This window comes from Alphaproteobacteria bacterium (assembly GCA_004295055.1).
Taxonomy (GTDB): Bacteria; Pseudomonadota; Alphaproteobacteria; order SHNJ01; family SHNJ01; genus SHNJ01.
In genome coordinates, this window is record SHNJ01000007.1 from 170,680 (window position 1) to 190,412 (window position 19,733).

General features: G+C 48.0%; 18 protein-coding genes. 10 read left to right on the plus strand and 8 right to left on the minus strand.

What is annotated here, in order from left to right:
- Positions 1 to 34: 34 nt before the first annotated feature.
- Positions 35 to 850, minus strand: coding sequence for a hypothetical protein (locus EYC62_01810; GenBank protein ID TAH37645.1), 816 nt, complete (start codon positions 848 to 850; stop codon positions 35 to 37).
- Positions 851 to 1,111: 261 nt separating this feature from the next.
- Here EYC62_01810 and EYC62_01815 point away from each other — a divergent pair, with 261 nt between their 5' ends.
- Positions 1,112 to 1,507: an acyl-CoA thioesterase gene (locus EYC62_01815; protein ID TAH37646.1), complete on the plus strand. Its 396-nt coding sequence runs from the start codon at positions 1,112 to 1,114 to the stop codon at positions 1,505 to 1,507.
- 14 nt (positions 1,508 to 1,521) lie between these two features.
- On the opposite strand, the gene EYC62_01820 is transcribed toward EYC62_01815, so the two are convergent.
- The 3 genes from EYC62_01820 to EYC62_01830 form a co-directional block, all read right to left on the minus strand.
- On the minus strand, positions 1,522 to 1,908 hold the full coding sequence (locus EYC62_01820; protein TAH37647.1) for a hypothetical protein: 387 nt from the start codon (positions 1,906 to 1,908) through the stop codon (positions 1,522 to 1,524).
- 156 nt (positions 1,909 to 2,064) lie between these two features.
- Positions 2,065 to 3,489, minus strand: coding sequence for a type I glutamate--ammonia ligase (glnA, locus tag EYC62_01825; GenBank protein ID TAH37648.1), 1,425 nt, complete (start codon positions 3,487 to 3,489; stop codon positions 2,065 to 2,067).
- Between the two features lie 247 nt (positions 3,490 to 3,736).
- On the minus strand, positions 3,737 to 5,116 hold the full coding sequence (locus EYC62_01830) for a hypothetical protein (GenBank protein ID TAH37649.1): 1,380 nt from the start codon (positions 5,114 to 5,116) through the stop codon (positions 3,737 to 3,739).
- 173 nt (positions 5,117 to 5,289) lie between these two features.
- Here EYC62_01830 and EYC62_01835 point away from each other — a divergent pair, with 173 nt between their 5' ends.
- From EYC62_01835 to EYC62_01850, 4 genes are all read left to right on the plus strand, one after another.
- Positions 5,290 to 5,859 (plus strand): hypothetical protein, encoded by a 570-nt coding sequence (locus EYC62_01835; GenBank protein ID TAH37650.1) that lies wholly within the window; start codon positions 5,290 to 5,292, stop codon positions 5,857 to 5,859.
- A 387-nt stretch (positions 5,860 to 6,246) separates the two neighbouring features.
- On the plus strand, positions 6,247 to 6,804 hold the full coding sequence (locus tag EYC62_01840) for a hypothetical protein (protein ID TAH37651.1): 558 nt from the start codon (positions 6,247 to 6,249) through the stop codon (positions 6,802 to 6,804).
- Between the two features lie 30 nt (positions 6,805 to 6,834).
- Entirely contained in the window at positions 6,835 to 7,725 is an 891-nt protein-coding gene (locus EYC62_01845; GenBank protein TAH37652.1) for a hypothetical protein, read from the plus strand.
- A gap of 269 nt (positions 7,726 to 7,994) precedes the next feature.
- A complete protein-coding gene (locus EYC62_01850; GenBank protein TAH37653.1) occupies positions 7,995 to 8,309 on the plus strand; it encodes a hypothetical protein in 315 nt (104 codons plus the stop codon).
- 9 nt (positions 8,310 to 8,318) lie between these two features.
- Here the strand turns inward: EYC62_01850 and EYC62_01855 are convergent, their stop codons facing one another.
- Both EYC62_01855 and ald read right to left on the minus strand, forming a co-directional pair.
- Complete coding sequence (locus EYC62_01855; GenBank protein TAH37654.1) at positions 8,319 to 8,501, minus strand: hypothetical protein; 183 nt, start codon at positions 8,499 to 8,501, stop codon at positions 8,319 to 8,321.
- 633 nt (positions 8,502 to 9,134) lie between these two features.
- Positions 9,135 to 10,253 (minus strand): alanine dehydrogenase, encoded by a 1,119-nt coding sequence (gene ald / locus EYC62_01860; protein ID TAH37655.1) that lies wholly within the window; start codon positions 10,251 to 10,253, stop codon positions 9,135 to 9,137.
- Positions 10,254 to 10,617: 364 nt separating this feature from the next.
- Here ald and EYC62_01865 point away from each other — a divergent pair, with 364 nt between their 5' ends.
- A complete protein-coding gene (locus EYC62_01865) occupies positions 10,618 to 11,310 on the plus strand; it encodes a hypothetical protein (protein TAH37656.1) in 693 nt (230 codons plus the stop codon).
- Positions 11,311 to 11,401: 91 nt separating this feature from the next.
- Positions 11,402 to 12,760 (plus strand): hypothetical protein, encoded by a 1,359-nt coding sequence (locus tag EYC62_01870; GenBank protein ID TAH37657.1) that lies wholly within the window; start codon positions 11,402 to 11,404, stop codon positions 12,758 to 12,760.
- A gap of 307 nt (positions 12,761 to 13,067) precedes the next feature.
- On the opposite strand, the gene EYC62_01875 is transcribed toward EYC62_01870, so the two are convergent.
- Both EYC62_01875 and EYC62_01880 read right to left on the minus strand, forming a co-directional pair.
- Positions 13,068 to 13,265 carry a hypothetical protein gene (locus EYC62_01875; protein TAH37658.1) on the minus strand — a complete coding sequence of 66 codons (198 nt, stop codon included), beginning with the start codon at positions 13,263 to 13,265 and terminating at the stop codon, positions 13,068 to 13,070.
- Positions 13,266 to 13,382: 117 nt separating this feature from the next.
- Positions 13,383 to 13,742 (minus strand): hypothetical protein, encoded by a 360-nt coding sequence (locus EYC62_01880; GenBank protein TAH37659.1) that lies wholly within the window; start codon positions 13,740 to 13,742, stop codon positions 13,383 to 13,385.
- Here EYC62_01880 and EYC62_01885 point away from each other — a divergent pair.
- The 3 genes from EYC62_01885 to EYC62_01895 all read left to right on the plus strand — a co-directional run bounded on the left by EYC62_01885 (position 13,714) and on the right by EYC62_01895 (position 19,733).
- Positions 13,714 to 15,978 carry a calcium-binding protein gene (locus EYC62_01885; protein ID TAH37660.1) on the plus strand — a complete coding sequence of 755 codons (2,265 nt, stop codon included), beginning with the start codon at positions 13,714 to 13,716 and terminating at the stop codon, positions 15,976 to 15,978. The two genes, EYC62_01880 and EYC62_01885, sit on opposite strands and share 29 nt — an antisense overlap.
- A gap of 183 nt (positions 15,979 to 16,161) precedes the next feature.
- Positions 16,162 to 18,378: a type I secretion system permease/ATPase gene (locus EYC62_01890; GenBank protein TAH37661.1), complete on the plus strand. Its 2,217-nt coding sequence runs from the start codon at positions 16,162 to 16,164 to the stop codon at positions 18,376 to 18,378.
- Between the two features lie 2 nt (positions 18,379 to 18,380).
- Positions 18,381 to 19,733, plus strand: coding sequence for an HlyD family type I secretion periplasmic adaptor subunit (locus EYC62_01895; protein TAH37662.1), 1,353 nt, complete (start codon positions 18,381 to 18,383; stop codon positions 19,731 to 19,733).

Genomic DNA, 19,733 nt, shown 5'->3' on the forward strand with positions numbered 1-19,733 from the left:
TAAAGGTACAGATACCAGGAATGCAAGAAAAATGCTACTTGCTGTAGGCAAGAACTTTTTCCCCAGCAATGAGATAGAGCAACAGATCGCCTGGCCCGTCAATGCGCCCTATAATTCCTGACTGAGAGGGATTAGGTCTAACGGGATGGACAGGAACGGGTTTAATGGTTGTAGCAATGGCTGTTAATTTTGCACAACATTCTTTGCCACTTGTATCCAATCTTTTCCACAATGCGTCTAATCGCTTGTTGGTTTCAGCCTGGATTTCTTCTGCTCGATCCTCATATTCTATCTGGCGTTCGAGTGTTTTTTCGCCCATTTCAAGCTGTGTTAAGCCGACTTCGATATCCATTTTTCGTTCAGCCTTAGGACAAACCATCGCGGGGCGTTTGGGATCTATTTCTAGTCGGCGGTAAATATCTAGCACTACCTCGTTATGGAACCAGGCATAATGGCTGGAAATACATTTATGCTTTAGACTTTTCCGCGCCAGTTCATAAAATTCCCGAAGATAAGAAGGTGGCGCCATTCGCACCATCTGTGCCATCATGACACGATATTCATTATCGTCTAATCCTATCTGATGGCCTGCTGGGTGATCCAACTTAAACTTTGGATCCAGTATTTGTTGCGATTGATTGCTGTCAGTTATCGCCAGAAGTGCAAAAAGGCCGGTGCAGGTATCTAGAAATGCGGATACATTTTTTACGGTAATGGGAGTTTTAAAAATATCTTCCACTACCGGACGCATCAACCGGCAGATTTTTGAATCCTTCCGCTTAGACTGGTGCAGAAGATAGGTTTTTAGATCGATAAACACTTGTTGGCAGGTATTGGGATTATCTTTCAACTCTGTTCGATTAGATAGTAAGTAGCATAATATTTCGCAGGCCGCCGATTTCGGATTGGCTGTATCCGCGTGTTCGTAATCCCAGGTAGAGTATAATTTATTGTGCTTGTACATCTCGCCGTATAATGTTGTTATTTTTTGTTATGATGAAATCAATCTATAACAAACCATCATATCCTGCAAGGAAATTATATTTTTCTTGTCAGTAGCGCCTGGAAAAATGTAAAAGAAAATTACTTTGATTTTCTTTCAGGTGTGTTTATGTCCGAACCCAGCGATAATCCAGATTTTCCGAATAACCCTTCGTTACGCACGATTGCGATGCCGGCGGATACCAATCCCAATGGCGATATGTTCGGTGGATGGATGATGTCGATGATGGATTTGGCCGGCGCAAACAAGGCGATCGAAGTTTCCAAAGGTCCTGTTGTGACTGTCGCAGTCGACGCTATGGAATTTCATTTGCCGGCCTATGTCGGCGATGAAGTCAGTTGCTATTCTTTGGTTGAAAAGATTGGCAATACGTCGATCACCGTGCGGGTCGAGGCCTGGGCGCGGCGCCGCACTAGCCACGAATATTTTAAAATTACTGTAGGCCGGTTTACATACGTTTCCATCGGCGCGGACCGACGGCCGAAACCCATCATAAAGATGTAGTTTTGGCTAGCCTATTAGTAAGCTTTCTGGCGCCTTAAATTGATTAGGCTGATGGTGGCATCGCCAGTCAGCTGTTGAGCCTTGGCAGACGACACGCCATCCAATTTGCCTTTTGTATCTAGTCCATTAAAATATTCGAAAACCACAGCAGCTGTTTGCGGGGTAAAGTGGTCAAACCTGGAACCAATAGGCGCAGTAGCAATCGTTGTAAATTCTACTAGACGATCCAATTCCTTTTGATCGGCACTCGGCAGGCCATTTAAGGGGGTGGTTTCCAGTCTTTGCTTATAATGTGCTAAGCGCAAGGCCACTTGTTCGTTACTTGCATTCCACGGATTATTGATGGGCTGCGAAGTGCCTTGATCTGTGCCGGTATTTGATACGCTTGTCGATGTGGTCATTGGTACACTCCCTTGATTTATTTTTAAGTATAATTTCTTTTATGGCTATAAATTACGGAGAATTATGACAAAAGTCAAGAAAAAAGCTTTGATAGTTATATCAAAGCTTTTTATATTGTAATTTAAATGCTAATTAAATTATTATAATTTAGAATATTAAATCGAATAGTAATTTAAAAATTCAATTGGGTGTGGTGTGTGTTCCAAATCGTATACTTCGGACATGCGCAATTCAATATAGGCATCGATCAAATCATCGCTGAATACGCCGCCTTGGGTTAGGAATTTCCGGTCTTTATCCAACGCGCTTAATGCATCACGCAAAGATCCGCAAACGGTCGGCACCTTGGCCAATTCCGCTGGGGGCAGATGATATAAATCCATATCCATGGCTTTGCCCGGATGGATTTTGTTTTTGATGCCATCCATACCCGCCATCAACATCGCGGCGAAGCCGAGATATGGGTTGCAGCCAGGATCTGGGAAGCGTACTTCGACCCGTTTGGATTTCTCGCCAACCGAATATGGAATCCGGCAAGAAGCGGAACGGTTGCGCGCGGAGTAGGCGAGCAATACCGGCGCCTCGAATCCAGGGATCAGGCGTTTGTATGAATTGGTGGTTGGGTTGGTGAACGCGTTGATCGCCCGGGCGTGTTTGATAATGCCGCCAATGTAGTACAATGCCAGATCCGACAATTCGGCATATTTATTTCCGGCAAATAATGGCTTGTTTTTCTTCCATAGCGATTGATGCACATGCATGCCCGAACCATTGTCGCCTTTGATCGGTTTCGGCATAAAGCACGCCGACTTGCCATAAGCGACGGCGGTATTGTGCACGGCGTATTTGTACAATTGCACGTTATCCGCGCTTTGCACCAATGTTGAAAATTTAATGCCCAATTCATGCTGCGATGGCGCGACTTCGTGATGATGTTTTTCAATTGGCACGCCCAGCGCGGCGAGGTTCAACAACATTTCCGAACGCAGGTCCTGTGTTGCATCGACCGGACCGCACGGAAAATATCCTCCCTTAACGCCGGGGCGGTGGCCCAAATTGCCTATGCCACGGCCTTCGGATGCGTAATCGCGATCGGAATTATATGGGCCTTCCTCGGAATCGATTTGATGGGAAATTTTGTTCATGCCGACGGTAAAGCGCACGTCATCGAACACAAAAAATTCGATTTCCGGGCCAAAATAGGCGTTATCGGCGACGCCGGATTTTTGGATATAGGCTTCGGCGCGCTTGGCGACGGATCGCGGACAACGGCTATACGCCTTGCCGCTGGATGGTTCTTCGACATCGCAATTGATGATTAGGGTCGGCTGCGCGGCGAATACATCCATAACGGCGGTATTCACATCCGGCAATAACGTCATGTCGGATTCATTGATCGCTTTCCATCCGGCGATGCTGGATCCGTCGAACTGAATTCCATCTTTGAAAAAAGCATCGTCGACGACTTGCGTGGACATCGACACATGGTGCCATTTGCCGCGCGTGTCGGTAAAACGCAGATCGACGAATTTCACGTCGTGTTCTTTAATCAGTTGCATTGCTTTTTTGGGATTGGACATCAGGACGCTCCGGGGAAAGAGGGTTAGGGGGTGATTCAATTTATATGCAGTGCAAAAAAATTTTCCACGCGAAAATGACCATCGCATGACAGTTTTATAAAAAATCTGGGTATGAATTTCGAATTCGATTCAATTCTGTGGATATTGTTTTACAAGGATTTTGATACGCCTAGCCAATTAGGCTTGCGCGTCATACACTGAAATTTCCAACCCATAAAAAAGCGCTTTTTGCAGTGCAAGAATAGAATTAAGTTCTAGCCGGAAACCTGTGCCTGCCGGGGTGGGGGATCGTAGGCGGGGTACGGTGGCGGCCGCCAATGACGACCGGGCGGACAGGCGTAGAAAATACGTCTTTTAACCGGTTCAAATCGACTTCCAGTGTCCTTACAACCCCTGGATCTAACATTTCAAAAGCCTCGTGCAATTGCGTATCGGCGGCTAATGCTTCGTACAATGATTGTCCTTGATTTACGGGCGCATCGGGATGGGCCAGAACCGCCATATTGATTACTGCAAACCGCAACGCCATGCAATTTTGCCGCGAGGGGCGGATTTTCTCTGCATCGACTATATGTTTTATTTTCTCGGCCATTTGAAGCGCCAGTTCGGCCGTTGAAGCTGGATTGCCGTAAATCATGGCTGCGGCCAGCGTATTTTCTATCCGATCCGCGTCTTTCAGAAAGAAATTGTCCGGTTTTTGCGGGTTGTCCGGGTCCGTGGCATAATATAAGGCCAGATATTTAAGCGATTCCGGGTTTATGCGCCGTGGATCTCGTTCCAAGGCGGCCAATGTAACCGCGGCAATCGCATTGGTTATATCGGTTGGGCCATTGCCCCGAATTTTTATGGCTTTCTCAACCGTATGAAGAGCTTCTATATTTTTTTCGGTGGCCAAGTGAGGCATCAAACGAAATGCAATATCAATGCTGTCTATGGCCTGCATAATATTTTCGATTATTTGGCCTGTAAAACCATGTTGGCGCAGTTTTGCTGTTTGATCCGCTAATATACTAAAAGATCGCTCTAGTGTTGCGGGTGAAAAAACCGAACGCTCCTGACTTTTCATGCCCATCATTCCGCATATCCGGTCGGTTGTTATTGCCATGGAATAAGGATGATAGGCAAATTCTTGAAATACGGTCTGGTTGGATCGGATCGCGCTTCTTAAGCTTTGATCGGAACAACGGGCGACGGCGGTAAGGGCGGCGTTTGCCAATCTTCTGATGTCGAGTGTTATTTCCGGCCGATGGGATTGCCACCGTTCATGGATCGTATCGATAAGGCATTTGACGACGTAATGTACCGCCGGACCATCCAGTTGTTCAGGATGCCGTTCGGCCAATCCGATAATAATTTCCTGCAAAGTATCGGCATTGCCTGGCGGCATGGATCTGCGGATCCTGTCTTCGAATCTTATAAGATCTGAATATAAATGCTCTGGCATAGAATGTGGCATCCGGTAGCACATTTCATAAAGCAGGACGCATTCATTTTCACAATCCACGCGGCCTGTGGTTTTTCGATCCAGGCGGTCCAACACGTCTTGCCAAAGGGCTGTCAGGCCCCGTTCCTGAGGTCTCCAAATATGTTGGGTGCTGTCGATAAATTCTGTTGTATTTCCGTGCATTGCTGTTTTTTCCGTTGCCCAGGCAAGATTTTTATACGGCTGGCCAGGCAAAAGCAATAGAAAATCCCCATTAAGAAAACAAGGGTAATAGGCTTTTATAGCCCTGAAACCGGGCGCGTTAACCACTCCGTAACCAGCCAAGCGGTAAAATATAGGGGTAACAGGGTGTTGATATGGCGGATAAAGTTTCTTGGCGGGATTGGTCCTGCGGATTGCATAACGATCATCTGACCATGCGGCAGGTTTTGGAAACCTTGCCGGGTAACGATTCTACTGAAATACATTGGTTGATCCGATTGCTGGAACGTCCATCCAGCCCATTGGCGCTGTCTGGCGCGATCGATTTGGACAGGCATGATTGCGTGCATGTATTGCTGGGCCGCGGATTGCTGGCCCAGGACGAGGCCTTCGTACTTGGGTTCACCATGGGCGCGGACCGGAAAATGAAATTCTGGGAACCGGCGTTGTTCCGGTTTTGCGCGCAATATTTATATCCGAAAATTTACCGCCTGAAAGCGCGGCAGATCGCGATTTTCAATTTGGGATTGGAATTCGCGCGCGGCAGCGATTGCCGCGATTTGCATAAATTCGACTTTCAACAATATCTTGACCAGCCGGTCGGCAAATTGCGCGCGATGTTGAAAATCAGCACGCACAAACTGGCCGAAGCCTATCGCCAGGAGCAGCAAATGATCCCGGATTCCAAGGAAAGCAAGCGGTTGGATATCGCGTTTGCCAATTAAATCCAATTACTGTTATCCTAATTTTACCCTCCCCCAACTAGGGGAGGGATAGCGCAGCTTATTCGCGTAAGCGAATTAGCGGAGCTTGGGTGGGGGATTCGGTGTTTGCAGCCTTTCCCCCTCCTACCAAGATCAACTAAACTCGCTACGCTCGTTAAGTTAATCTATCCTCCCCCTAGTTGGGGGGGGAGGAATTCATTACCGCCATTTATTCATTTCGCCTAACAACCACATCGCCCAATCATATTCTTGGCTGGTATCGGCCGCGAGTTTTTATCTAAAAAATATTTTCTATTAAGATTTTCCGAACCTATTGCTTTTCCAAAAGATCGGTGCAATATGATTGCATCGACATAAAATATACAACCAATTAAATGTGGCGGGAATATGGGAATATTTTCTAATAAAGCATTGAAATACTTAATTGCATCCAGCTGCATCTTCGCCCTTTTGTTTGGATTGTATCATATTTCACCGCGCATCTTCACGGTGCAGAACAGTGTTCATGATCATAGTATTTGCGTACGCAATGCCGGCGATAAACCGATAAAATCGGTTGAATTTCGCAATAAAAACGATGTTTTATATAAAAATCCGAATGCCAATTTAAAGGCTGGCGATAGCACATGTTATAGCTTCGAATCTCTCAATGCATTATCTGCGCCGCTAATTATGCATATTCAAATAGTGGGACGGAATTATGAAAAACAGATTGATCTAAGCCGTTATGATGTCGGCAGTATTGAAGCCCAAATTACTGTTGGACCACAGGGCGCTATCCCCGAAATATATGTCCGGAACAATTATGGCGAAACTTCCTATGCCGGACTGCCGTATTATAAAATATTTCTTTTATTCGCCGTTGCCTTCGCGGCATTGACCCTGTGCCTTATGTTTTTGGGATATTGCCTGAAATTGCTGAGTCCGGTTTTTCAAAAGAAATAAAGCAGTTTAACAACATAAAGGAGCGCAACCATGTTTTTTCTAGCTAGAGAAATTATAAGAGCTCGCGCAATTCATAAATTTGCGGAAAGAGAAGCGGTGGATTCACAGTTGCCAGGGCGTAAGCGCGGTCCGGCGGACGCTTATCGCCATATGCTTGGCGCAGCTGAAGCAACCAGAATATATGGCGAACTGCCTACTAGTGTGGCAGGAGAAGCGGGAGAAATTATTAGTGGTAATACCGCAGAAGAAAGTGCCATGGATCGTCACAACAATAAAATTGGTATAGAGATTGGCAAAATTGCACGGAAAGAAAATTGGACTAGAGAGCAAACTATTAAAGCCGTAAGACAAAAAATCATTGAAAGCAAAAATAGAGATGGGAGCTCTCGTCCGGGAGGGGATTTCGCAACCTGGTATCCGGAAAAAGATGGGCAAGGAAATAGTAATTGGGGAGGGAATCCTAAATACGATATTTCAGATAATGTGGAAGAATCTAAAAAAGGCGTTCCAATGCCAATTGAACATATGAATTGGCCAAATATTGATTTTAACGACCCCTATCATAATAATCCATATGGTACGCCGCCGGGATTTCAGCCGTATGTAACGGAATCTGATGCTACGATTGAAGAAGAACTCCGCGCCCAATTCCGCGAAGATGAATCTAAACGTAATCAACCTGATCCGAATGTTCCTGCGGCGGATGAGATAGATCCGAAAACCGGCAAGAAATTCGGGGATATGCGAACAGGGGAATATGCTTCGGCTTTGTTCCGTAAACGCCAACGTGATGCGGCTAATGGCAATGCCACTAACGACAACGCGCCGAATGCAGGCGGCGACGTGCGGGTGCGTGCTTATGATCGCGAAGGCGGGAAAGAACATGTACGGGCCTATTCGCGCAGCAAGCCGAAGAAATAGTCCCACCGCAACAGGATGCGGGGCGGACAATAAGAATTTACCGCCATTTGTTCATTTCGCCTAACAACCACATCGCCCAATCATATTCTTGGTTGTATCGGCAGCGAGTTTTTATCTAAAAAATATTTTCTATTAAGATTTTCCGAACCTATTGCTTTTCCAAAAAATCGGTGCAATATGATTGCATCGATATAAAATATACAACCAATTAAATGTGGCATAAATGTGGAATTGCCCCGGCGAAGGTATTCATTCAAAAAGGAATCAAGATGAATAAAATATGGTTGGGCGGCAGCAATATTATCTTTCTGGCGGCCATTATTGCGCGCCTGTTCATAAGTGCATCAATCGAAGAGCAAACTGATATCGCACAGGCAATAGAATTTTATGGCTTTTGGGGGATGGGAATCTTGCCGTTCAATATAATTTTAAGCGCCGCATTAATAGCGTTTTATCGTTCAATCATAAAGAAGCCCATAATGAACAAAGATTATATTTTCACGGTTTGGAATTTTACCGGTTTGATTGGATGGTTCGCAATTTTTGCTATTATTCCGTTGATGAAGATTTCTACTATTGGTTAATTTTTGCGATTACTTCTTATCAATACGAATAAATCCAGTGCGGTTGATTTTTTCAAGGCGCCGCATGGCGGCATCGTAATCGCGTTTGGATGTGCCCGGCAATTCCATCACGACAGTGCCGGTATCATCCAAAATACGAATGGTCAAAATTTCATCAAAAAAATATCTTGGTTTTTTCCGGCGCGGCCCCATGGCAAACTCCCACAAAAGGATTGGTGACCGGGAGTTTCAAACTGTACAGAGACAGCGCGACATTCTTTAGCCGAAGCCTGGACATGCAATGCCGCCTCCCGGCCATAATGAGGCCAGAGGCAGACATCGAATTTCGCTCGATGCAAGTTTACGCTCTGTAACGGGTTTGAACGCCCGGAGAACCGTTTGGTTCTGATGGCATTATAGGGGGAGGGATGGGGGATGCAAGAAACTATTTGATGTCAAGTAGAATTGTCATCCCGAGCGTATGCGAGGGATCTACAGATATAGGAACTATTATACCTGAAGATTCCTCACTTTGTTCGGAATGACAAAGAATGAAACCGACCCATTACATTCATTTTCTTTTAAACCCGTCTATAACCCAAGGAATTCCTATATAGAAAAATGGAATTATAATGACTGGCACTACTGCGATTAAAATAGCTGTCAGATGCACTTCCCATGACCAGGGAATATCAGCAAATAATGAGAAATCTTCATAGGCTTGTCGTTCTTTATAATAGTAATACAAAGAAGCGCTCAGCGGCATATATAGCAATGAAGTAAACACCCATAACCTAAATATTCCTTGGTGTATTTTCATAAAAATTCTCTACGCTTAAGTTCTATCTAAGCCGCCAATAATTTCTCCGTCGGGGCGTATTTCAATCCTAAATCTTTGGCTACGGCTTCGAACGTAATTTCACCCAGGCATACGTTCAATCCATTTGCCAAATGCGGATTATCGCTTAGGGCTTTGCGCCAACCTTTTTGCGCAATCGCGGTTACGAACGGCAAGGTTGCGTTGTTTAACGCAAACGCCGATGTGCGCGGCACGCCGCCGGGCATATTCGTAACGCAATAATGGATTACGTCATTCACCTTGTACACCGGATCCGAATGGGTGGTTGGGCGCGATGTTTCGAAACATCCGCCTTGGTCGATGGCGACATCGACCAATACCGAACCCGGGATCATATTTTCGACCATTTTTTTGGTGACCAATCTTGGGGCCGCTGCGCCTGGAATCAACACGCCGCCGATTACCAAATGCGCGGTACGCACTTGTTCTTCGATATTATCGGCCGTTGAATAAATTGTGGTCAAGCGCGATCCGAATTGCATATCCAATTCATTCAATCGTTTGATCGAACGGTCAACAACGGTTACCCGCGCGCCAAGCCCGATCGCCATGCGGATCGAATTGGTGCCAACAACGCCGCCGCCCAACACGACAACTTTTGCCGCTTGAACGCCGGGAACGCCGCCCAATAAAATACCGGCGCCGCCTTGTTCTTTTTCCAAATACCGCGCGCCGACTTGTACGGCCATGCGGCCCGCAACTTCGGACATCGGGGCGAGAAGGGGCAATCGCCCTTCGGCATCCGTCACGGTTTCATACGCAATCGCGACGCATTTCGATTTCATCAAGCCTTCGGCTTGTTGTTTGTCGGCCGCAAGGTGCAGATAGGTGAATAAAATCTGCCCTTCGCGCAACATTTCACATTCTTTGGGCTGTGGTTCTTTGACCTTTACGATCATGTCTGCGGTTTTGAAAACCTCCGCGGCGGTTGGCAAAATTTTGGCACCCGCAGCAGTGTAATCGGAATCCGGGCAACCAATGCCTTCGCCGGCTTTGGTTTCAATGAATACTTCGTGGCCGCGCACGATCAATTCGCGCACGCTGGGCGGAGTCAATCCGACACGGTATTCGTGGGTTTTAATTTCTTTGGGTACACCGATTTTCATGCGAACGCTCCGGTTAATGGGGATTGGCGAGTTGGTTGGGTTCATGGCACATCCACCTTTGTTGTTTGGTTTGCCTCGCCCCCTTCATGCTAAAATTTACGGTATTATACAAAGGGTTTGCCATGCGGTGCAGCATTTTATTTCGCTCGGCAATGTTGGGGACAGGTTGCAGTAAAGCATAAGATGGTAAATTAACCTTTAACGGCTACATAAATATAGTTTGGAAAAAATGGTTAATAACTAGTTAAATCAAAGACTTACTAACCTTTCGGTAATAGTTAACACGTATCCTGGTTCTATAACAACGACAAAACAGGGTACGGCTTTGCTACAATTGCTACAAAAACATTCCAGACGGAATTTTATGGCCAAATTGGGCGGTATGTCCGCCTCGGCTTTTTTAATGGCCAAAGCGCCAACAGCACTCGCCGATACATTCGCCGGCACTTTCGATAACGTATCGACCAAACCATCGCATCACAGCAAAATTTTAGACAGTTCGGAATTGGGTGTCGGCGAGCCAAGCAAATACATTCCCAAAGCATCCATTTTAAAAGCCGCATTCAACCGTCCGGACAGCAGCGCTTCGCCAATCCAAGCCTGGATTCAATTGTTGACGTCATTGAAAGACGCCGATGCTGAAACGCAAATCGCCGCCGTGCACGGATTTTTCAATCAAGTGCGGTATGTCGGCGAACAAGGCCAAGATGTTTGGAAATTGCCGGCACAGTTTTTATGCGAAGGCGGCGATTGCGAAGATTTCGCGATCGCTAAATTTGTCAGCCTGAGATTGCTCGGTTTTCACAAAGATCGCATCAGATTGGTATTTGTCGAAAATACCTTGACCGGCGCGGATCATGCCGTTACCGCCGTTCAATATAATGATAAAACTTATATATTGGACAATAACTTAGCCAATGTAACTTTAAGCGATAAATTAGGCCATTATAATCCCGTTTGCTCGTTCGATGAAAAACGCCTTTGGTTGCACTGGAAATCAGGAAATACAGGCGGTTCCGTGGCCTCGCTGCAACAACGTTTGTCCAAGCAAAGCTAATAATATCCCCTTCAAAACAAAAATAACTTTCCAAGCATGCCAAACATGCTACATAGTATCTTTACGAAAATAACAAGATACAATGGAGTGAATGATGAGCAAGCTTTTAAAATTCTCGACCGCTTTGACCGCGATTATGATCGCGAGCGCTGCCGCCCATGCGGATAGCTTGCCACAAGCCGTGCAAAAAACACTAAACACCAACCCGGATATGATTATCGTTCTAAGCGATCGTGAAATCGCGGACACGGAACGCCGCGATGCGCTGGGCGGCTTGTTTCCAAGTATCGATATCAACGCCAATTCCGGGGTGCAATCCACCGACAGCCCAAGCACGCGTTCTTCGGCGGCTGCCGTAGGCGATGGCAATTCCGAACCGGATTTATTCCAAAACGAAGCGACGATCACGTTGCGCCAATTGTTGTTCGATGGTCTTGGCACTTGGGCGGAAGTTAACCGCCGCGAAGCCTTGGTGACCTCGGCGGAAAACAAAGTATTCGATCGCGCCGAAGGTTTGGCCGTCGATACGTCCGAAGCGTACTTGGAAGTTTTGCGCCGCAACCGTTTATTGTCGATTGCTCAAGAAAATTTGGGCACGCATACAAAATACCGCGACATGGTGAATAAACGTTCCGAAGGCGGCGGCGGCACTGTCGCCGATTTACGCCAGGCGGAATCGCGTTACGGCGCATCGGAAACCACCGTGGCTCAATTAAAAGGATCTTTGGCCGATGCCGAAGCTTCGTATCAACGTCTGGTTGGCGAAGTGCCTGACAATTTGGCGCGTCCCGATTTCGATTTTGGCTCCTTGCCGGCGGATGTTGCCAGCGCGGTAGCACAGACATTGCAAACCAATCCGGCGATTTTATCGGCTAAAAACGAACTGCAAGCCGCGGAAGAAGCGGTAACGTCCGCATACTCGCCGTTTATGCCTCGTTTCGATTTGGAATTGTCCGGCACCAAAGGACATGATTTGGACGGCATTCAAGGCAACAATGATAATGCCGCCGCCTTGGTCGTAGCGCGCTGGAACTTGCTGCGCGGCGGGTCGGATAATGCCCGTAAGGATGGCGCCGTATTGCGTCGTTCCCGCGCTCGCGATGTCGTTAGCCGGGTAGAACGCATTCAGTCCGAACAAACCAGATTTGCATGGAACGCCATGTCTTCCGCGCGGGAGCGGGTGGTTACTTTGCGCAATGTGGTTGCGTCGAACGAACGCGTCCGCGATGCGTATTTGAAACAATTCGAATTGGGTCAACGCAGCTTGCTGGATCTATTGGATTCTGAGAATGAATTGTTCTTGTCCCGTAGCGATTTGGTTACGGCCGAATATACCGCTTTGTTTGGCGCGTATCGGTTAATGGCTGCCATGGGAACTTTGAATGCCCATTTGGGCGTTAAAGTGCCGGAATTGCAGAAAACCACGACCGCCACTTCCTGGTCTTGGTAGTCAGTAATTTTGTTAATAAGTAAGATTTGAAATGCCCTCGTTAATAGAGGGCATTTTATTTTTTATTATTATATTTCAAATGTTTATATAGAATTTACTGCGTCTGCATCGCTTCCAATCGTTAACAATGCGTAAATTTTTTGTGTTGCAATTCGTTTCTTTTTGAGTTACGATGGTTAAACATATATTAATTTTATATGAACCGCCGACAAATATAAAAAAAGGCATAGAGTAGGTAGAGGGATTTCATGGCTAACACTGATAAATGCGATACTGGCATTAAGCCAGCAGCCAAAGCCAAAGCTGTTCACGCAGAAAAAGCAATTAAGTCCGCAGACGTAGTTCCGGCGCAAAAAGTATCGCCTAAATTAGCCATTCCTGCAAAAACATTGATCGATACTAACAGTAAAAATATCGATTTGAGCAAGGTCAATCTATCCGAATCGAAAGTCAGCGTTGAAGGCAATAATTTGGTCATCAAATCGCTCGATGGCAAAGAAATCATTTTAGTAAATTTCCTGTCGGCTGCCAAAGACAGCAATCCACCCTCCCTGAAATTGGCAGACAACACGGAATTATCCGCCCCCGATTTGATGAGCTTGCTTAACAAAATCGGTTTAATTCAAACCGCTGAAGGTCCATCGGAATCTAACGACGGTTCGGCTTTTGGACGTTTTATAGATGACGGCCATTTACCAGCTGTTCGCGGTATTGGCGCCGGTCTTGGTGATGATTTTGGCGGCAATGGCATTGGCGCGATAAACCAGCGTAATTTGTTGGTATTGGCTGGTGAGTCGGTTACACCACCACCGCCGCCACCTCCGCCGCCGCCACCACCACCGCCACCACCTCCGCCGCCGCCACCTCCGCCGCCACCTCCGCCGCCGCCTCCACCGCCGCCGCCACCTCCGCCGCCACCGCCAAATGGCCTGTTTACGGAGCATGACGATACGGTGAATTTTAATAATGTGTTGGCTGGCACCTATGAGGCAGGGACACAGTATAATGCTCTAAGCGGCAACGACCATGTTATCATGGCGGACACTTTGGCCGCCGCCGCCGCTGCAGGTTACGATCCAACCCGTGTGTTCGATGCAGGCGCTGGTGACGACGTTATTATCGGCGGCAGCCTGGATGATATAATCACCGGCAATTCCGGCAATGACCAATTGTTTGGCAACGCCGGGGATGATCAATTGGCCGGCGATGATGGCGACGACCTTATTTCTGGCGGCGCGGGCAATGATTTCTTATTTGGCGGTATGGGCAATGACACCATTACCGGCGATGATGGCAACGATTACATCGAAGGCAATGAAGGCGCCGATAATATTTCCGGCGGCAATGGTAACGATTTGATCGATGCTGGCGATGGAAATGATATTGTCAGCGGCGGTTCCGGCGATGATACAATTGTCGGCGGCGCTGGTAACGATACTATCAACGGCGACGATGGCGACGATAACATTGCCGGCGATGATGGTAACGATATTCTGGCCGGCGGCAATGGCAGCGATTTGATCGAAGGCGGCGCTGGCAATGATACCATCGATGGCGGCGCTGGCGACGATTATTTATACGGCGATGACGGCGACGATATTATCAATGGCGGCGATGGCAATGACGTTATCGGCGATGCCAATGAAGCTGGCAACGATATTTTAAATGGCAATGCCGGCGATGATATCATCCAGGCAGGTGCCGGTGATGACATACTGGATGGCGGTCTTGGCACCGATCTATTATACGGAGATACAGGCAACGATACTTTCCGGTACAGCGTGGATTCTACCTGGACCAACGCCGGCAGCATCACGCCTCCGGGCACATGGTTATTGTCTAACCCGGTCGATACCATCGCATCTTTGGATGTGTATGCGGTTAGGGCCGCGGTTAACACCAGCATGAATATGAGCCACGATATTTACGCTGGCGGCGATGGATTCGATACGCTGTATGGCACATCGGGCAATGATTTTATTTATATCCACGACAATACGGTTCCTTCGCCATCCCCAACCGATCCACGGATCATTTCGATTGAATCGATCGAAACCGGCGATGGCAACGACATCATCGACTTGCGCAGCGCCACGGTTTCTTATGGCGATGTGTTTGTGGATGCCGGCAGTGGCAATGATGTTATTTGGACCCAGGATGGCAACGACGCCATCGATGGCGGCGATGGATTTGACGTTATTTCTTCCGGCGCTGGCGACGATTTGGTCAATGGCGGCGCTGGCAATGATATGATCGATGGCGGTTCTGGCGACGATTATCTGATCGGTGGCAGCGGTATCGATACTTTATTCGGCGGCGATGGCCAAGACATTCTCGAAGGCGGCACCGGCGTTGACTTTATGAATGGCGGTACCGGCGACGATATGTTTATCGCGGTATCGGATGGCACCTGGCAAGGTCTTGCCTCCACTGGCCGTTTCAGCGAAGTCACCGTGCAGATTGGCAATGGTTTAGGCAATCCAGCGCACCATATTTTCCAAGATGTATATCAAGGCGGCGATGGTTACGACACCATTATGGGAACCGGCGGCAACGATGTGTTTATCCTGGATTCTTTAAAAGTCAGCATCGATCTGTTCGGCAACCAAATCGATCCAATGATTCGCAATATGCCTTTGTTGGATAGTATCGAGCATATCGTTCTGGGTGATGGAAACGATGTTGTCAACTTGCTCAGCGATCGTTTCAACTACACCACCGGTGTTACCGTCGAAGCCGGCAATGGCGACGATTATATCTGGACTCAAAAGGGTGATGATACGTTATACGGCGGCGCTGGCAACGATCGCCTGGATGCCGATATGGGTAACGACCAATTATTTGGCGGCGATGGCAACGACGTTCTGTTAGGCCGTGAAGGTGACGACATTTTGGATGGCGGTGCCGGCAACGATCAATTATATGGCGGTTCTGGCAACGATACGTTTGTGTATCATGATGTTTCCGAAGGCTCAGCGACTGAAACGATCCAAGACTTCCAAACTGGCGCCGATACAATTCATTTGGAAGATGTATTGAGCGGTTTTAATGGTAATCTGTCCGAATTCGTCCGCTTTGTTGATGGCGCCGGATTCACCATAATGCAAGTGGATATTGACGGTCTGGCCAACGGCCAAAACTTCGTCGATTTGGTTAAATTGAACGGAGTCACCTTTGCTGGCGGCGGCGTCCATATGTCCGACGTGGTTGTATCGTAATTTATTAGTTTTCTCTACCGAACCTACCTCAGCACCGCCAAAAGCGGTGCTTTTTCTTTTATAATTCAGTTGTTGGGTAATCACTGTGGTAATTATATAAATGCCATTGCCCATTTCCCTTAATTTGCCTTGCAACTATTCAGATTGAGCGCCAATTCCTCTATATTCAATAAGATAGGGAGAATGTGCGTGAATTCTGGCGATCCGAATCCATCTTCTGGCGATAAATCCAATTCCGATAAAGATGTCGAAGCCGGTGCGCGGCAAGTTTGGCGCGTAACGCCGTCGGTCAGCAGCGCCGACGATATTCTACTCAATTGCTTGCACATTATTTGTAAATTGCTGGATCGTCCACAATCGCGGGAGGCATTATCCGCTGGATTGCCATTGGCCGAATTTGGCATGTCACCGGCTTTGTTTGTGCGTTCCGCGTCGCGGGCGGGGGTTTCGGCGCGGCTGATGGTGCGTGAATTATCCGCTATTAACCCAATGTTGCTGCCCTGCGTATTGTTATTAAAAGATCGCAAGGCATGCGTATATGTTGGTGTTGCTGGCGATAAAGCCGAAGTGATTTTGCCGGAAACTGGCGGCGTGCAGCAAATCGCGATGAGTGAATTGCAAGCCAATTACACCGGCTATGTAATCTTCGCCAAACCAGAATTCCGCTATGACCCGCGTGCGAAGGGCCTTGAAGAACATGAACAAGCCGGATGGTTCTGGGGCACGCTGCGCCGATTCAAATCCATGTATATGGAAGTTATTTTTGCCGCGCTGATGATCAACATATTCGCGTTGGCATCGCCATTATTCACCATGAACGTGTATGACCGGGTGATTCCAAACCACGCCATGGAAACATTATGGGTATTGGCGACCGGCGCGATTATCGTTTTCGTTTTCGATTTTATCATCCGCTCTTTGCGCGCCTATTTCCTCGACCTTACCGGGCGCGGCGCGGACACGTTGATTTCCAGCCAACTGTTCGAACAATTGCTGGGAATGCGCATGGAAGCGCGGCCGCCATCGGCTGGCGCGCTTGCGGGGCACTTGCGGGAATTTGAACATCTGCGTGAATTTTATACTTCCGCCACTTTGGTCACGCTGGTGGATTTGCCATTTTTGATTTTATATATTTTGGTTATCGCCTTGATCGGCGGATGGCTGGCGATTGTGCCGTTAGTATCGGTGCCGGTCATTATGGGCGTCGCATTTTATATGCAGCGTCCATTGAACCGTATTGTCAAAGAAACGTTCCGCGAATCGTCGCAAAAAAGCGCGTTGTTAGTGGAATCCATCACCGGCCTTGAGACTATCAAAAAGATGGGCGCCGAAGGATATATGCAGCGCCTATGGGAAAGTTTTGTCGGCAAAACCGCGAAATCCGCCATGCACGCGCACAGCCTGTCGGCGGCGGTGCTGAATTTCACGGTCTTCGCCAATTATATGGTTACGGTTTTGATTGTCATTATGGGCGCGTATTTGGTGGCGGATGGGGCGATCACTACCGGCGCTTTGATCGCTTGCGTGATTTTGGCTGGCCGCGCCACGGCGCCGCTCGGTCAAATCGCGGGTTTGTTGACCAGATTCCATCAAAGCGAATCGGCGCTGGAAACCCTGGATGAATTTATGCAATTGCCGGTGGAGCGTCCTGCCGGTAAAGCCTTCTTAAGCCGTCCGCATTTGCGTGGCCAGATTGAATTCCGGGATGTCGATTTTTCCTATCCAGGCAATCGGGGCAAGGCGTTGGATGGCTGTTCCTTCCGCATCAATCCTGGCGAGAAAGTTGGCATTATCGGCCCAATCGGTTCGGGCAAGACCACGCTTGAAAAGTTGTTATTGGCTTTGTATGAACCCCAGCAAGGGTCGGTTACCGTGGACGGCACGGATGTGCGCCAGATCGATCCCGCCGATTTACGCCGCAATATCGGCGTTTGTCCGCAAGACGTGTTCTTATTTTACGGCACGGTAAAAGAAAATATTTTGATGGGCCGCACTGGCGCGGATGATCGCGCCTTGTTGACGGCCGGTACGCTGGCCGGCGTAACCGATTTTCTGCGCCACCATCCATTAGGCTATGATTTGAATATAGGCGAGCGGGGCGAGGGGTTATCGGGCGGTCAACGCCAATCGGTTGCCCTGGCGCGTTCCTTGTTGCTGGATCCGCCGATTTTATTATTGGACGAACCGACCAGCGCGATGGATCCCGGTTCCGAAAACCGGTTTAAGGCGCGTCTTTCCCAAGTGGTAAAAGATAAAACCGTTATTGTGGTTACGCACCGCGCGTCAATGTTAAGTATTGTCGATCGTTTGATCGTGATGAGCGAAGGTAAGGTCGTTGCCGACGGTCCACGCGATCAAGTATTAAGTTCGCTGAAAGACGGCGAAGTTAAAGCGAGTTAAAAATGGCTATGTTTAAACAGGCATTAAAAGAATATGTGCGCGTGCATGAAGAAGAAACCGACTTTATGCCGGAACGTTTTGCGGCTTCGCACCGGGGCGCGCGCATGGCTTCGCATATTTTGCTGTTCGCTATCGGCGTATTTTTTCTGATATTCTTGATTTGGGCGGCGTTCGCCTCGATTGACGAAGTAACTCGCGGGATGGGTAAAATCATTACATCCAGCCATGTTCAAGTTATTTCAAACTTGGAAGGCGGTATCGTCAATAAAATCATGGTCCGCGAAGGCCAAACGGTCGAAAAAGACCAAGTGTTGATGGTAATCGACAATACCTACGCCCAGGCGGATTATCAGACCGCGAGATCGAAGTATTTGACTTTAATTGCCACCGTATCGCGATTGAATGCCGAATTTCAGGGCCAGCCCTTGGCTTTTCCAAAAGAAGTTATGGAAGAGGCGCCGGATGCCGTAAAAAGCGAAATGGCATTGTATCAATCGCGCCAGTCGCAATTGCGCGGCCAGATTGATATCTTTCAATCGCAATTGCAGCAAAAACAACAGGAGCTGTCGGAACTTTATACCAGCGCCGAAAGCATCAAGCGTTCCCTGGATGTGGCCACCCAGCAGAAAGATATCGCCGAAAAAGGCGTGCAGCAGGGCGTCACATCCCGTATGGAATTATTAAGCATGCAACGGGAAATTACCGAGCTGGAATCGCGATTGAACCAAGCCCGCGCCGCGCAGCCCCGCGCCAGGGCCGCAATGGAAGAAGCGCGCCAGCGGATCGAGGATAAAAAGCAAACTTTCCGTTCCGAAGTATCGAATGAATTGAACCAGAAACGCGGGGAGCTTAGCGCGTTAACCCAGAGCATTACCGCGTCCAAGGACCGCGTCGCCCGCACAGAGGTAAAATCGCCGATGAAAGGCCGCGTGCAGCAGATTAAAATCAACACGGTCGGCGGCGTTATTAAGCCAGGCGAAGATTTAATCGAGGTTGTTCCAATCGAGGATAATTACCTGATCGAGGCGCGCATTCGCCCGTCGGATATCGCCTTTATCCGTCCACAACAGGATGCGATGGTTAAAATTACCGCTTATGATTACGCGATTTATGGCGGGTTAAAAGCCAAGGTCGAGGATATCTCGCCCGATACCATTACCGATGAACGCGGCGAAAGCTTTTACCGTATCCGGTTGCGCAGTTATGGCGACACATTCAAGGGTAACGCCAAACATCTGGATATTATTCCCGGCATGACCGCGCAGGTCGATATTTTGACTGGCGAGAAAACCGTACTGGATTATTTGTTGAAACCATTTTTCAAGGCGCGTGATAATGCCTTGACCGAACGATAA